The organism is Zhongshania aquimaris, assembly GCF_019312595.1.
Classification (GTDB): domain Bacteria; phylum Pseudomonadota; class Gammaproteobacteria; order Pseudomonadales; family Spongiibacteraceae; genus Spongiibacter; species Spongiibacter aquimaris.
This window is the reverse complement of sequence record NZ_JAHWDQ010000001.1, coordinates 892,328-907,005: the sequence shown is the minus strand read 5'-3', so window position 1 is coordinate 907,005 and position 14,678 is coordinate 892,328. Positions and strand designations below refer to the sequence as shown.

Annotated in this window: 14 protein-coding genes and 1 pseudogene; 9 read left to right on the top strand and 6 right to left on the bottom strand. The window is 49.6% G+C overall.

Annotated features, from left to right (window positions below; all coding sequences use genetic code 11):
- Positions 1–1,452 carry an efflux transporter outer membrane subunit gene (locus KXJ70_RS04145; protein WP_219042182.1) on the top strand — a complete coding sequence of 484 codons (1,452 nt, stop codon included), beginning with the start codon at positions 1–3 and terminating at the stop codon, positions 1,450–1,452.
- Positions 1,453–1,622: 170 nt separating this feature from the next.
- The gene (locus KXJ70_RS04140) at positions 1,623–2,036 is read left to right on the top strand and encodes an MAPEG family protein (protein WP_219042181.1); all 414 of its coding nucleotides are present in this window, start codon (positions 1,623–1,625) and stop codon (positions 2,034–2,036) included.
- Positions 2,037–2,180: 144 nt separating this feature from the next.
- Here KXJ70_RS04140 and KXJ70_RS04135 read toward each other — a convergent pair whose 3' ends face one another.
- Complete coding sequence (locus KXJ70_RS04135; protein ID WP_219042180.1) at positions 2,181–2,996, bottom strand: alpha/beta hydrolase; 816 nt, start codon at positions 2,994–2,996, stop codon at positions 2,181–2,183.
- A gap of 130 nt (positions 2,997–3,126) precedes the next feature.
- Positions 3,127–3,531, bottom strand: a complete 405-nt coding sequence (locus tag KXJ70_RS04130; RefSeq protein WP_219042179.1) for a helix-turn-helix domain-containing protein — start codon at positions 3,529–3,531, stop codon at positions 3,127–3,129.
- 132 nt (positions 3,532–3,663) lie between these two features.
- On the opposite strand from KXJ70_RS04130, the gene tmpT reads away from it, so the two are divergent.
- Positions 3,664–4,317, top strand: a complete 654-nt coding sequence (gene tmpT / locus KXJ70_RS04125) for a thiopurine S-methyltransferase (protein WP_219042178.1) — start codon at positions 3,664–3,666, stop codon at positions 4,315–4,317.
- Positions 4,318–4,363: 46 nt separating this feature from the next.
- Here tmpT and KXJ70_RS04120 read toward each other — a convergent pair whose 3' ends face one another.
- A complete protein-coding gene (locus tag KXJ70_RS04120; protein WP_219042177.1) occupies positions 4,364–7,450 on the bottom strand; it encodes a parallel beta-helix domain-containing protein in 3,087 nt (1,028 codons plus the stop codon).
- 143 nt (positions 7,451–7,593) lie between these two features.
- Between KXJ70_RS04120 and KXJ70_RS04115 the strand changes: the two genes are divergently transcribed.
- A complete protein-coding gene (locus KXJ70_RS04115) occupies positions 7,594–8,610 on the top strand; it encodes an AraC family transcriptional regulator (RefSeq protein WP_219042176.1) in 1,017 nt (338 codons plus the stop codon).
- Between the two features lie 67 nt (positions 8,611–8,677).
- Here the strand turns inward: KXJ70_RS04115 and KXJ70_RS04110 are convergent, their stop codons facing one another.
- The gene (locus KXJ70_RS04110; protein ID WP_219042175.1) at positions 8,678–9,919 is read right to left on the bottom strand and encodes a cytochrome P450; all 1,242 of its coding nucleotides are present in this window, start codon (positions 9,917–9,919) and stop codon (positions 8,678–8,680) included.
- Positions 9,920–10,061: 142 nt separating this feature from the next.
- On the opposite strand from KXJ70_RS04110, the gene KXJ70_RS04105 reads away from it, so the two are divergent.
- Entirely contained in the window at positions 10,062–10,940 is an 879-nt protein-coding gene (locus tag KXJ70_RS04105; RefSeq protein ID WP_219042174.1) for an SDR family NAD(P)-dependent oxidoreductase, read from the top strand.
- Between the two features lie 20 nt (positions 10,941–10,960).
- Positions 10,961–11,641 carry a TetR/AcrR family transcriptional regulator gene (locus KXJ70_RS04100; protein WP_369409743.1) on the top strand — a complete coding sequence of 227 codons (681 nt, stop codon included), beginning with the start codon at positions 10,961–10,963 and terminating at the stop codon, positions 11,639–11,641.
- Positions 11,642–11,675: 34 nt separating this feature from the next.
- Here the strand turns inward: KXJ70_RS04100 and KXJ70_RS04095 are convergent, their stop codons facing one another.
- Complete coding sequence (locus KXJ70_RS04095) at positions 11,676–12,617, bottom strand: DMT family transporter (RefSeq protein ID WP_255558180.1); 942 nt, start codon at positions 12,615–12,617, stop codon at positions 11,676–11,678.
- Between the two features lie 176 nt (positions 12,618–12,793).
- Between KXJ70_RS04095 and KXJ70_RS04090 the strand changes: the two genes are divergently transcribed.
- The 3 genes from KXJ70_RS04090 to KXJ70_RS04080 all read left to right on the top strand — a co-directional run bounded on the left by KXJ70_RS04090 (position 12,794) and on the right by KXJ70_RS04080 (position 14,270).
- Entirely contained in the window at positions 12,794–13,237 is a 444-nt protein-coding gene (locus KXJ70_RS04090; protein ID WP_219042173.1) for a septal ring lytic transglycosylase RlpA family protein, read from the top strand.
- Positions 13,238–13,257: 20 nt separating this feature from the next.
- Positions 13,258–13,617 carry a hypothetical protein gene (locus KXJ70_RS04085; protein WP_219042172.1) on the top strand — a complete coding sequence of 120 codons (360 nt, stop codon included), beginning with the start codon at positions 13,258–13,260 and terminating at the stop codon, positions 13,615–13,617.
- Positions 13,618–13,727: 110 nt separating this feature from the next.
- The gene (locus KXJ70_RS04080; protein WP_219042171.1) at positions 13,728–14,270 is read left to right on the top strand and encodes a GNAT family N-acetyltransferase; all 543 of its coding nucleotides are present in this window, start codon (positions 13,728–13,730) and stop codon (positions 14,268–14,270) included.
- 38 nt (positions 14,271–14,308) lie between these two features.
- Here KXJ70_RS04080 and KXJ70_RS04075 read toward each other — a convergent pair.
- Positions 14,309–14,608: pseudogene (locus KXJ70_RS04075) on the bottom strand (GGDEF domain-containing protein); the annotation flags it as partial.
- Positions 14,609–14,678 lie beyond the last annotated feature (70 nt).

Below are 14,678 nucleotides of genomic sequence, written 5' to 3'. Positions count from 1 at the left end.
ATGAATTTATTAAAAGTTAAATGTATTTCTGTGTTGCCGCTGCTACTTGGTTTGGTGGCATGTAGTGTTGGCCCCGATTATCAGCCGCCGCAGTCTAGCGTTCCCGCGGCCTTTAAATACGAGGCTGGCTGGCAAACGATTTCGCCGCAAAGTTGGGCGGCGCAGGGAGATTGGTGGACGGCGTTTAATGATCCCGAATTAAATTTATTAATTACCCAGGCGAACGAAGCGAATCAAACCCTGGCCCAGGCGGAAGCTCGCTATCGTGCTGCGCAGGGACAGTGGCGACTGACACGCGGTGATTACAGCCTGCGGCTCGAGGCGTCCTTAAGCGGCAACCGCAGTGGTGGAGACAGCATTAGTGTCAGCGAAAGTTATTCTGCTCGGCTAAACGCGAGTTGGTCACCGGACTTGTGGGGGCGTGTGCGCCGCAGCGTAGAAGCTAGCCGCGCGAATATGCAAAGCAGCGCAGCCAATCTCGTTGCCGCTCGTTTAACTATTCAGCTCGCCGTGGCGCAAAGTTATATACGCTTGCGGGCACTAGACTTACAGAAGATTATTCTTGAACAAACCATGGTTGCCTACGAGCGATCAAGCAAGCTAACAAGCAATCAGTATGAGGCGGGTATCGTACCGCGCTCAGATGTGATTCAGGCTGAGACTCAGCGTCAGTCCTTAAAAACGGATCTTATCGATTTAGAAAATCAGCGCGCGATAGAAGAAAACAGCATTGCGGTACTGCTGGGTAAAGCGCCGGTAAATTACGCCTTAACGCCTACAGAGCAACTGCCAGAGCTGCCGGTGTTACCTGCGTCGCTGCCGTCAACGCTTATATCAAGACGTCCCGATGTAGTGTCTGCCGAACGTCAGCTCGCCTCTGCCAGCGCGCAAATAGGTGTTGCGCAAGCGGCGTGGTTACCCAGCTTTAGCATCACAGCAGGTTACGGTGCAAGTGCTGCACGGTTTAGCGATTTGTTTGATGCACCGGAGGCTATTTGGTCAGTGGGGCCATCGTTGGTACAAACCCTGTTTGATGGCGGCGCGCGCAGGGCGAGCAAAGATATTGCCATTGCCCAATACGACGAGCAACTCGCTAACTACCGGCAAACCGTTTTGGACGGCTTGGCAGAAGTAGAAAATGCCCTGGCCACAATCAGCTTGTTAAAAGATAAAGCCGAGCAGCAAGATATATTGTTAAAGCTCGCCGAAGAAAACGAACGCATCGTCAATAACCGCTATAAGTCTGGTCTGGTAAGCTTTTTAGAAGTGGCCACTGCGCAAAACCAAACCCTTAATGCACGCCGTACAAGACTGAATACCTCTGCAGATCGCCTGCAAGCATCGCTGCAATTAGCAGCGGTGATTGGCGGCGGTTGGGATTTGAATGATCCCGTGGTGCAGTCGGTTAGTTTGGGGGCTGAGGCTGATGACGATTTGGAAGATGCGCAATAGTCATCGTATTATTGCTTATTCAATAAAAATGATGAAGTTTGATGTCTTCTCCTCCCTTGTTGTTTTTAGTCAGTGATGTAATTAGTCAAATTGGATATTATTTAAAAAAAATGCAGCCAGACGTTGGAGTTTAGGTTAAGTTCGAATCACCAAACGAATTTGGAATATATATGAATAATAATTTAATTTTGATTCCGGTACTGATACAGGTTTTACTCACGATAGTTTTGTATATTTCGCTTAACGTAGTTAAAGTTCGCGCAGTTAAGGCGGGTGAAGTAAATGAGGCACGACGCAGCTTGTATGAAGATGCATGGCCTGAGTATGTATTAAAATTAAACAACTGCATTCGCAACCAGTTTGAAGTACCTGTTTTATTTTTTGTGCTCTCGATTTCCTTCGTGGTTATTGAGGCTGTTAGCTATCCTGTATTAATTCTTTCTTGGCTATTTGTAATTAGCCGGGTTGCTCATGCATACATTCATACAGGATCTAACTACGTGCCGCTTAGACGGAGAATATTTACCTTTGGTGTCATTGTTGTTCTGTTGATGTCGATAATGCTCGCTGTTTCGATTTTGTGACGATTAGAGTGTGGCGTTCTAGTATTAGGCAAAGAGTGCAGTGTCACTACGATACCCGCAGCTTACCCCAATCCACCGTCAATACTGCTGAGTACTGCAGGAAGTAACGGTTTAACTGGTAGGCAGTTTGAGCCGAAGGCGAATTTACTCACTCGCCTCATGTGCTTTTACAAACTCAATACCGCTGCGCTCGGCGCCGTTGGCTATGGCGTAGGTCAGAATGTGACCTAGTAAGTTCACAGTGTATGTTTCAACCGGGACGTTTTGTTTCTTTAGGGCCTCGGCCATCAAGGCCATTTGTTCCGGTTCGACAAGGCTGTCCAACTGGCCGTGGTATAAAAATACCGGCGGTGAATTTTTAACGACGTGGTTGACGGGCGAGGCTTCTATCCAAGTTTCTTCGGCGTTCGCTAAAGGTTCGCCAATTAGTTTTAATACTAGTGGTGAGTTCGGCCAGCGAGTGAGATCGGCAGGGGTGCCACCGGCGACGATGCTGCGTAATTGCGGTGACTTATCGCGATCTAAGCCCGCCATTAAGATTAAGTGCGCCCCAGCTGAATAACCCCAACCGCTGATGTTGAGGGGGTCAATTTCATATTCGTCGGCGTGCTGGTAGAGCCATGAGATAGCGTCTGACACATCCTCAACCTGCGACGGATAGCGGCTTTCAGGTGCGAGTCGGTAGGTGATGTTGAAGACTACAAAACCGTCTTGGGCGAGTTTTTTGCTAATGCCTTCCATTTTTCCGCTGCGGTTTGTCCAGCCGCCGCCGTGAACCACAATCACAGCGGGTTTGGGGCCCGCAATGTCAGGGATATACATATCTCCGACCAAGGCGGTCGTGTCTATTTCCTTGAAAACGATGTTGTCGATTTTGCGAACGTCTACGGATTTAGTGAACCCCACTGTGGAGCAGGCTAAAACGAAGAGTAGGGCAAAGGCAATGAGCAGTAGTTTCATAGTCGCTGTCGTGGTTTGTGTGGCGTAAATACGCGCTGGGGCCGCTGAATATGTTAGTAAGTAATTATCTGTGCTGTTTGTACGGATATTAACGACAAGTAGATTCTGATCGAGCCGCCTTTACGGGCTTTTACCACCTTGGCTTCGGCCGGTGGTGCGATTTACCAGCGATGTTTAGCAGCCGTAAAAATGTAGGGCATTCAAAATGGCTATCAGCCTTGCAGACAGCGGCGTGCCTAAGTCCATTGCGAATACGGCTTAGCTCAGCAATTTTTTTGTCGAGTTCGTCGGCTTTTTCTAGCAGAGCTGCTCGGTTTATCTGTGGACCATTGGCTGTAAATACATCGCTAATGTCGGCGAGTGAAAAGCCCGCCGCTCGCCCTAGTGATATAAGTGCTAAGCGGTCTACTACATCTGCTTTAAAAAGTCGTCGCAATCCCTTTCTACCGGTGGATTGGATAAGGCCTTTTTCTTCGTAATATCGTAGCGTAGAGCTTGGCAATCCGGATGCCTTGGCAACCTCAGCGATGTCCATGGATGACCCCATTATTGGCAGTGTGATCGCGACACTTGACTTCAAGTCGACTTGAACTTGTATGCTATCTGTCAGCCGTGATGCTCGCAAGCACAGCTACCGATATACATTAAATGGTAATAGGAGTCGTTTATGGATGCAGAGTTTTGGCACCAGCGCTGGGGCGCTAATGAAATAGGGTTTCACCAGGAGCGGGGAAACCCCTTACTTAAAGCGCATTTTTCTAAACTGAATTTGGCTGCGGGTAGTCGGGTTTTTATTCCCCTGTGCGGCAAGACTAATGATATTGCTTGGCTGTTAGCGCAGGGTGTCCACGTTATTGGTGCCGAGCTTAGTGAGTTGGCGATAGAGGCCTTATTTGCGGACTTGGGGCTGCGTCCCGATGTGACAGAGCTGGGCAAACTTCGTCGCTATCGGGCGCCATATATCGATATATTTGTTGGCGATATTTTTGAGCTGTCGGCGGAGCTAGTCGGCGAGGTAGACGCTATATACGATCGCGCAGCATTGGTGGCCTTGCCTGAGAGCATGAGGCGCAGTTATACCGTTCTGCTGACCGAAATTTGCCGCGCGGCACTGCAGCTCATAATTTGTTTTGAATACAACCAAGACCTGCAAGAAGGACCGCCGTTTTCAATTGGCGAAGCTGAGCTGCGTGATCACTATGAGGCAGTTTACGCTCTGCAATGCCTGGATCGGGTGAAATTAGAGGGGGGGTTCAAAGGCGGTGCTGCGGCCAACGAAGTGGTTTGGTTGCTGAACAAAACGGAAGTGTCATTGCTGTGAGCAGTTTGGACATACACCGACTAAGGTGTATGTCCAAATGAACTACTTAAAACTCACCGAATATTGAGCTAAGTGGTAGACATTGGCCACCAAGCAGCGGTATTTCGTCGGGTGCACACAGAGATTCTGTGCTGCCGCCACCGGTGCTGCCTTTACAGGCATCGGCATTGTCATAGCTGTCGTCCACCACCTCATTGATCCACTGGGTCACCAAATTAAACGCGGTGCCGTGAACGGTGCTGCGTGCAATCGGAGGCATGCGCGCGGCGAGGGTTGTCGCCTCGGGCCCCAGACGATAAGGCAAAATAGAGTCTAAGGCACTGCCGGGCACGATGTCATATTCGCGTCCGCCGCGGCCTTCGGTGCCACTCGCGGTTGGTCCCTTGCAAATACCGAAGGTGTCGTTAACTGAGCGGAATACATCGAGGTAAAAGCCGGTGTTCTGCGCTAAACCACGAGGGTTATGGCAGTGGCTGCAGTTTACTTCTAGGTATGAGCGCACGCGCTTTTCAATATCTTGATCGCTGCCAGCGGCGAAGCCCGCATCACCGGGAACATTAAATTTGGGGTTGCGCTCAACGGCGGTTAAATACTGCGTCGTCGAATCCAATGCTAAGTTGCTGGGGCAGTTTTTCATCAAGCCATTTTGGCAGAGATACAGTAGTTGGTTCTTGCCATTAATGGGGTGTGAATCAATGCCGCTAGGCAGCGGGGACTCACTGGCAAAGGGACGGTTCAAATTACGCGCTTTAGGCCCAATCGGAGCGGTACCTGTTTCGGCGTCGTCGTTGGCATGACAGCTTTGACACTGGTTGGCGTTCGGCAATGAGTAACTGTCGGTAGATCCCACGTAGTGCTCGCCACTGTCGACGTCGTGGTAGTCCCAGCTGCCGCTAACGAGGTCACCTTGTTGTAGCAATCGGGCGACTTTTTGGCCATTCTCTACTGTCCACTTATATTCCAAGCCTTCCCAGTAGAACTGACCGCCACTGGTTTGACGCTTTATTATCAAGCGCGTTTCAACAGCTGTTTCAGTTTGACTTGGTTCGTTAGTGAAAGAGAACGTCTTGGCTAATATAGTGCCTAGCGGGAACAATATGGCGGCGTTGGCATTGTCCTCGCCATCGCGGTAGATGGCTTGCTCGCCTTCTGGAATATAGGCCACGCGATACTTTGTGGAATAATCAGAAAACAATTTTGTATTCAGCACAAACGGCACGCCTTGGCCGTTAGGTAGACTGGTTGGATCTTGTGGATCGCTGAATAAATGATACTGATCCAAGCGCGGGCAATTAACTCGATAGGCGTCTGCATTAATTTTTCCATCAGCCACATTAGTTTGGCAAAGCTGATCGATTAATGATTGTGGTGGCGCCGGATCAATATTACCCGAGGCGACAAACTCCGGTATCACAATTGGCGGCAAGGCTGCCATATTGCTGCCATAGCTTTGTTCGCACAAATGGGGGGTTAAATCCGTGTCGGCCGGAAAGTTTGGAACACTGGTAAGAATATCTACAATATCTTCTGGTCCGTCTGGTGGTAAGTTAATTAATACTTCTAAGCCTTCTGTGCCGTGGAAATTAGCAAAGGTTGCGCTGTCACTGTCGAAGTTGTTATCCGCGTCGATACACGAATACCACCACTGAGGTTTTTTGCGCTCGCCGGCGTCGTTAAATTTGTAGGCGTTATAGCGACAAGACGGGTTAGGGTATTGGTTGCCTGAGATAGGCTTACCTTCAGCGTCGGCGGGTATCGGCTGGCCATTGCTGTCTGTCGGGTAGCCACAGTCGGGATTGTATTCGTCCTCATAACCATCCCAAACGATATGCGCACCGCGATATTCTCCCGCGCCAGCGAGCATTTTTAAACCGACCAACATGGGGAAGGCCGATGTGATTTGCTCGCCGCCGGTTTCTAAAATGGCGGCAAAATCTGGCTGCGGCAGATCGTTACCGTTGTCCTTAAAAGTGTTATTCCAAATGTGTACGCCTTCGCTGTACAAGTCCATACGACGATCGCCAGGCACACCAAATAACTCGTAGCTGGTGTGGACAATGCCTGCGGTGCCGTTGTTCTCGAAGGTGTTTTCAAACACATCTATTTTGTCGTAGCCCATGGTCAGCATGCCGGTACCACGGGGTACGTTGGAGACAATGCTGCCGGGTTCGGCAAAGTTGTAGCTATTGTTGTTGCGAGAGGTATTGCGGTACATACGGGTGCGGCTACCGTAGCGTGTTAGGCCATCTAAGTCGTATACCAAGAAACCACCGGTATTACATTCAGATAGATTGTCGACGTATTCGCCACCGCGCACGTTTTCTATTTCAAAACCAAAGACGTTATAGGCCGCTCGGCTATTGCGAATGATGGCGTTGTCAGTTTGGCCAACATAGATGCCGGCGTCTGATGCCCCCACCGATTCCGTTTCTTCAACCAAGATATTTTTTGAGTTAACCGGATAGATGCCGTAGCGCCCCGATAGCTTGCTCACGTTGTAGTCGGGAGAGGTGGTGTCTGTTTCCAGTGGATTGGGGTTATCCGGGTTGTGGCGCGCAGGGTCGGTACAGGCAACGTTGAGTTTACTTGTGTAGTTGGCTGCGGTAATCGTGTCTTCGTTAGCGGTATTGCGGCCACTTGACCAGATGGCGCGAACTCGGCGCAGTGTGCCGTGGTCAACGCCCTGCAGTTTAAATGCGTCACCTGGGGAGTCGAGTACGGTTAAGTCTTCTACGGTAATACCGCGCACGGTAGTGGCTAAAAAGCCTTCTTGAGAGCCGCTATTTTTAAAAGATAAAACGGTTTTGTTTTTGCCTTGGCCTTTTACCAGAATATCTTCAGTGCCAGAAATTTGAATGCCGGATGTCAGTTCGAAATAGCCTTCGGCGAATTCGATAATATCTTTTGGCTTGACCTCAATCATCGCCAACAACATTTGGTTTGTGGCGTCTGCTCCGGGATGGATCACGAAGGTCCGGCCCGTTGCAACTTCATCTGGGTTGCCGGTGTCTGGGTTTTCAGTGACGGGGTCGCCGCCAGATGACGATTTACTGCTTGAACCTCCGCAGGCGACAAGCCCAAGTATGGCGGCCATGAACGTAATTCTGATCAACTCTCTATTTAGCATTTGCATTAATTTCAGCCCGTAATGTTTGTCTAATCAAAGTAGTCACTAGTATTGTTTTCGACTTCTTTGATTTGGTACTCCCCAATATCCTATGCTAGCGAGTTTAAATTTGCGTACAATGCAAATTCGCGCCGGAAATAGGTTAATTTGTGACAAAAAGCTCAACGACCATTACGACTAATCTGCAATGGGCGCATATGATTGCCCAGGTCATCGCGGAGGGCTGTCATGTCGACCGAGAACGCCTCTTTAAAGAGGCGAAGTTAAATCCAGATGCTTGGCAATCGCTAAGCCGTGTCAATCAAGACGACATTACCGCTCTGTGGCGAGCGGCAGATCGCTTGGGTGCTGCCCCCGATATTGGTCTTGGCGTTCTAGAGCGTTTCCATTTTCGTACCCTTGGCCCACTGGCATTTAAAATGATGGTGGCCACGACGTTTCGGCAATCTATTATTGAGGCACTTCACCAAATAAGCGTGGTCAGCGAAGCCTGGCACTACACGCTAAGTGAACAGGGCAGACTTGGAGTGATGAGCTTTAAGCTCGCCAACCCTCGAATGCAAATAACTCACCACTCCTATGATGCCTTTATTAGTGCCTGTATCCGTACTATGCAGGACTGCTTTCCCGGCGAAAATTATCGTTTTGCAGAGGTCCGGTTTGCCCATCCAGACTTCGATTTGCGCGATAAATACGAGCGGCTGTTAGGCTGTCCCTGTAAATTTAATACAACTAGCTATGCCATTTGCGTAGAGTCGCGGGTACTCGATTTGCCTTTGGTGTCTGCTGATCCGCTACTTTACGAATCGCTGGACTCCCGTTTAAAGCACCAAGTCCTTAATCTTAAAAATCTCAGAGGTAGTATCGAGACCGCGATCTTATCGCTGATCGATAGCGACCTAATCCCAAGCCGCAAAACCGTTGCTGAAAAGCTGGGCTTGGGTGAGCGCACCTTGCTTCGTCGATTGCAGGGCGAAGACATTAGCTATAAAGAAATTCAGGAGCAGGTCTTTGAAAAACTTGCACGGCACTGGCTAAAGCGCAGCGAATCCATGAATTTTATTGCTGAGAAACTATGCTACTCCGATGCCGCCTCGCTTAGAAAAATGCTTAAACGCAGAACCGGACTCAGCGTCCGTGAGCTCAGAGCGTCCTTGCTCGATTAACGCGGCCATAGCAGTCGCATTACGGTTCGTCGCTGTATTAATTCACGCCATATAACTAATGGATTTTTTATAAATTGGTATTAAGCATTAAGCGCTTAAATACCACTGCGTTGTGATCTTCTAAATCGCGCTCTGGCTCTTCTGCAAGTGAGATATTCGGGAAGCGCTTAAACATTTCTCCCAAAGTTAAGTAGAGCTGACGTTTGGCTAGTGCCGCGCCAATACAAAAACGTGGGCCGTAGCCGAATAGCACGTCGGGCTCGAACTGGCGTCTTACGTCGAGTTTTTCCGGGTTGTCGAAATGGGCCGGATCGTGGTCTTTTAGGTGTGGCATCATCAATACCATTTGGCCTTTCTTCACGTCTTGACCTAGTAGCTGCATGTCGCTGGGTGCGTAGCGCGCAAAGCCCATTTTAGAGTTGCCGGACCAGCGCATAATTTCGCTGAAGGCATTTGAAAACGCATCGGCAGATTCCAGTGCATAGGGCACTTGATCAGGGCTTTTTAATAAGGCGTAGACCGACCATTGCTGGGCGATCAAGGTGGTGTCTGCCCCAGCGCCGATTAGCGCGAGAATGAGGGTGATAATATCCCACTCATTGAATTTCTCATTTTCCGCTTCGATTTTTAGCAGGGCGCTGAGGAAGTCGCCTTCCTGTGGATTCTCGCGGCGCTCGGCAATCACCACCTGTAGTATATCAATGGCCTTATTGCTGTCTTCCTGGGCGCGAAGACGGCGCTCATCCGATATGGTGGGGTTCCATGTTTCGGTGAAGGTTTGGGTAACGCGTTTCATTTCCGGCCAGTATTTTTCTGGTACGCCGACCATCGCCGTAATAGAAATAAAGGGGATGTGTTGGGCAATCTCAGTAATGTAGTCGAAGGACTCCGGCGTGCCGATGTCGTCAAACAGGCGCTTAACGTGGGGCTCTATTTGGCGCTGAATGTTTTCGACCACATTGCGCGAGAACGCCGGCGAGGTAATACGGCGCACCAGGCGGTGATGATCGGGATCGGCTAGCAGACTGTGGCCTACCAGCGCTTTCTCGAACTTGTTCCAGTTCTCCTCGGTGGGGCGCGGCGGGGCAAATTCCCAGTCGTAAAAATCAGAGGAGAGGTATTCGCGCTTCCAGCAGTCCATGATGTCGGGCATCTGGGTCATGATCCACGCCTGCCAAGGGGCATACCAAACCAAAGGGCCGCGCGCGGCGATGGCCAGGCACTGCGGCGCGGGGTTTTCGGCATAGGACTGCGAGTTAGGATCGAATAATGACTCGATGGGGGGCAGAGCAGTTGCACTTTCTGACATGATTGATCCTCTCTGGTGACGCGCTTAGCGGCTCAGATTGTTATTGATGCGATAAAATTTTAGCTGCTTGCAAAAAAATATACTCCAGTGTAATTTTATTCTCAAGTTACTTAATAAAAATTAACATCTGGAGTCCCAAGCTATGAAAGATTTCAAAGGCAAGGTAGCGGTTATTACCGGTGGTGCGAGTGGTGTAGGGCGGGCAATCGCCCATTTACTCGCCAAGGAGGGGGCAAAGGTCGTTGTCGCTGATATCGAGGCCAAGGCCTTGGACCGCACCGTGTCTGAGCTAGCGGCACTGGGTTGCGAATGCATGGGCCAGCGTGCCGATGTGACGGACGCAACGTCGATGAATTCTCTGGTAGACGCTGTTATGGCGCGCTTTGGTGCAATTCACCTGGTGTTTGCTAACGCGGGTGTGGGCACCGGTGAAGCCGGCAATATGTGGGACTATGAGTTAAACGACTGGGAGTGGGGCTTTCGGGTGAACACCTGGGGCTTAATTCACTCGATCAACGCTTTCTTACCTAAATTGGTTGCGCAGAACGAAGAGGCTCATTTTGTGGTGACGGGCTCGGGCAATGGCGCCTTTTTAATGTTGCCAAACACGCCGATCTACACTGCGAGCAAAGCCGCTGTGCAGGCCATTACGGAAAATCTTCACTATCAGCTGCAGGCTAGCCAGTCGCCGGTGAAAGTGAATGCCCTGTTCCCCGGCCCCAATGTGGTGAACACCGGTATCTTTAATTCTGAGCGCAACCGTCCGGAGTCGCTGCCGGGTAATCCTGATAAGCCCGATTCTGGTATTCATTCCGTAGAGGATATGAAGGCGATTATGGCGCAGTACGATATGCAATTGCAGACCACCGAGCCAGAGGAAGTGGCTGAGTTTGCCATTCAGGGCATTCGAGACGAGCGCTTTTGGATATCGCCAATGTCCGATAAAGCTCGAGCCGCCTTTGTGGCCAGGGTAGACAGTATTTTAAATAAAACTACGCCGACCGTTCCCGACGTTTTGTAGTTGTCTCGCGCTGGCGCCCAGTGCGCCAGCCTCGTTTGGTTCTCTGCCTAAGCTTGCGTTACTATCGCAATCCAAATCGGGGTTTTGAGGTGAATATTTTGCCAGTAGTGCAGCTTGGACGTAGAGAACGAAAGAAAAAGGCCGTTCGCGAGAATATTTGTGAGCAAACCCTGCACCTGATTAGCCGATACGGCGTGGATGGCATCACCATTGATGCGATATGCGATTGTGTCGATATCGCCAAAAAGACCTTCTACAACTACTACGGTTCGAAACACGATCTATTAGTGGATATTTGTCAGTCTGAGTTACTGCAGCGCACCGACGACCTGATTACCGAAGCCATCGAGCAAAGCGACGATTTGGCACTGCAACTAGATTTTATTCTCAGCGTGCTGGCTACCCGCAACAGCACCGCCAGTAAATTAGAACGCGAATTGATTGGCTATTTAGTGGGCTCGCTGTCAACGAATATGAGTCAAGGAGCCGGGCAGTTACAATTTATGAGCAACTGCTACAACCGTTTATTCAACCACAGCAAAGAGCAATTGAAAGCGGGGCTTAGCCCGCAGTTTTGCGCGGAAATGACGGTGGGTATGACCAATGTGATTACCCTTAATTGGCTGCACGATGATCACTACGACACCTCTGCGCGGTTTCAGTCTCTGCAGCGCTTTTTGAAAGACAGTATGCTGAAGTAATTCTTTATTTGAACAGTGCTCTTATTGCTGGCAGCTATCCTAAGCGCAAAAGCTGAGTGATTGCCTTCAAGCGATTAATGACCAATGACAGTAAAATAAATAAGCAGCCTACTAGCTGGCTCGCGTTCATGCTCTCACCAAACCACGCCATCGCTATTAGTGTCGTCCACAGCGGTTCTAGCACCATAATAACGACGCCGTGGCTATTGGCCGTTAGGCTCTGCGCATAGGTTTGAACTAAAAAGCGCAGGGCGGTACCAATCGTCGCTGAGAGAAGAATCCAAACAACTAATTCGCCATGCATATCGGAGACTGTGGGTTGCCAGGGCTCAAGAATAGCTGACGCTAGCCCGGTTATTACGCCCGTAGTCGCCAGAACAATCGTCGTTAAGGCCAGCACTGGAACCTTGTGCGTTTTACCTTCTTCACCATCGTCACGAACAAATGATTGAATATTGGTGACACGCGCATTTAAGTTGAAATACAAGGCGAAAAGCGCCGCGGACGACAGTAATAGAATATGGGAGGTTTCTATTTTTAAGGCGTGATCCATTGGCGCACTTAGCGACAGAAAACCGAGACCGATAAGCGCGACCGGCAGGGCAACCCAGGTGCTGGTGGGAATGGCTTCCTTAAATAAAGCTCGTCCAATTATCGGCACCATCACTACGCCAAGGCTGGCCAAAAACGCCGCTTCACCAACATGGCTTGCTTTAGCGAGACCAGTAACCCAAAAGCACATCGCAATACCAAATACTAAGCCAACCCGCGCTGAGTGCAGCCATGCGTGAACAGCCAGCTTGCCCAGGGCACGGTAAGACGCGCAGCTGAGAAGCAAGGCCGCTAGAAAAAACCGAATTGACATGAATAGCAGGGGTGGCATCTGCAGCACAGCTTCTTTTGAGAACATCCAGCTGATAGAGGCTAGCAGGGTCACAAGCACCAGTAGCAGATCGGATTTATGCGCGTTGTTCAAAAGTTCGGCCTGACGCTGTTGGGTGCGCTAGTATAATAGGTCTCTAGTGACTTCGCATTCACCGCAACTTGTAGAGGGTGTGAGTGTCTACTCTCGCGTATGGCATTGTGCTGCATCATCTCTCAATATTGCGGCCATAAGAGCCTCTTAACCTGAGTTTTATTTATCGAGTGACAATGAAGGTCGAATTAAAATACCTCGCCATTGCGCTGCTTGGCCTTGTGATTGCTGCTTGTAGCAACCTTCCGAAGGATACGGCTAGTGCCGATTCAGGCCCGCTTGACGGCCGTGAACGCCTCAGCCCGGATTCGGGCTCAGAATCCACTGCGTACACAGAGACCGGCCGGGCGTCTTTTTATGCGGATAAATTTCAGCTTCGAAGAACAGCAAATGGAGAATTTTATAAACATGAGCTAAATACCGCTGCTCATAAGACGCTCCCCTTTGGCAAAATTGTCAAAGTGAGCAATGTAGCGAATGGCAAAAGTGTCATTGTAAGGATTAATGATCGAGGCCCATTTATTCGCGGGCGTATTATCGATTTATCAAAATCAGCGTTCAGTAGTATTGGCAACCTCGCGAGTGGCATCATTAAAGTAGAAATTGAAGTCATTGAATAGCTCAATAAGGAGGCGTGTGAATGACGCTTGTAAATCGCAGTGCGGATTGCGGTAACTCGCCTAAAAATAAGATGGCCGAGAATATTGCGGTAGCACTGGAAATACGAGACGGTGAATTCCTAGCTACAATCCTCGTATCAGACGCCTTGTGGAATTATGTGGGCGGTACGCTGAACACCGCAAAGGGCGTTCTCGATCACCTTGCAAGCCTAAATAAACCCAAAAGCCTGACAATTGATCTTGTTATGTCCCACGGTAAGGTCGGCGCCGTGAATGGCATCGCCACATATGGCAACAGCGCGCATCGCTTTTGCTATGTTATAGAATTCACTTCAGCAAAGTGTAATCAAGTTTGTCGAATCGAGTCATACGACGGTTAAAGAGACATACACAAATAAGAATGAAATTTAATCTGGGCCGCTGTTAGCGGTGTCGTTCCTAGCATTGTTAAAAATGGGAAAGGTTATTGTCAGCATTCAGGACGAGATAAATGGATGCTGGCATTGACCCATCGAAGGAGTTGAAACTGAATATTCAAATTTGCACTGAAGGGGCTGGTGATGCGCTAATAATACATCAGCTTACGGAGAGGGCATTTTTAAATGCGCCTCACACCGACCATACCGAGCAGTTCGTTGTTGATGCGCTTCGTCGTGAGGGCGCGCTAACGATATCTCATGTGGCTAAAGTCGGTGGTGACATTATTGGCCATGTTGCCATTTCCCCAGTCACTATATCGAGTGGCGCTGCTGGCTGGTTCGGGCTCGGGCCAATATCTGTTCTTCCAGAGTTGCAAAGAAGCGGCGTTGGGTCGAAATTAATGGATAGTGCTCTCGCCGCGCTTAAATCCATGGGTGCTTCTGGCTGCGTGGTACTGGGCGATCCTGCTTATTATGGTCGCTTTGGGTTTAAGGTTGTTGACGGGATAGCGTATCCGGGCGCGCCGATAGAGTACTTCCAGGCGCTGTCGTTTAGCGATAAATACCCCCGTGGTGAAGTGTCTTATCATGAGGCGTTTTTGGCACAGGGTTGATAAATAGAGTGTTTATCGCTTTTCGGTGAGTGTTTCGATTATCGCGCCTTTTTGTTTTTGTACATTGCGGTATCAGCCTCTTTGATCATCTCCTCAGCTGATTTCTCGGTGTCATAGTCGAAGCGCTCTATGCCAACGCTGTATTCAATCTGGTAGGGCTTGTTCATGGACGAGTTGGTTTCCGCTACTGCTTTTGCCAAACGGTCTAAAATATCTTGGGTGTTTTGTTGATCCGAGTCAGTGATCATGGCGACGAACTCATCGCCACCTAGTCGACCGATAACGTCGGTGTTGCGAAAGGTGTCGAGCATTATTTTGGCAAACGTGCTTAGCACAAAGTCGCCTTCAGAGTTTTCTCAAAGGACTGCAATCACAATCAAGTAACTTGAACTCTTGATCGCGAATTTG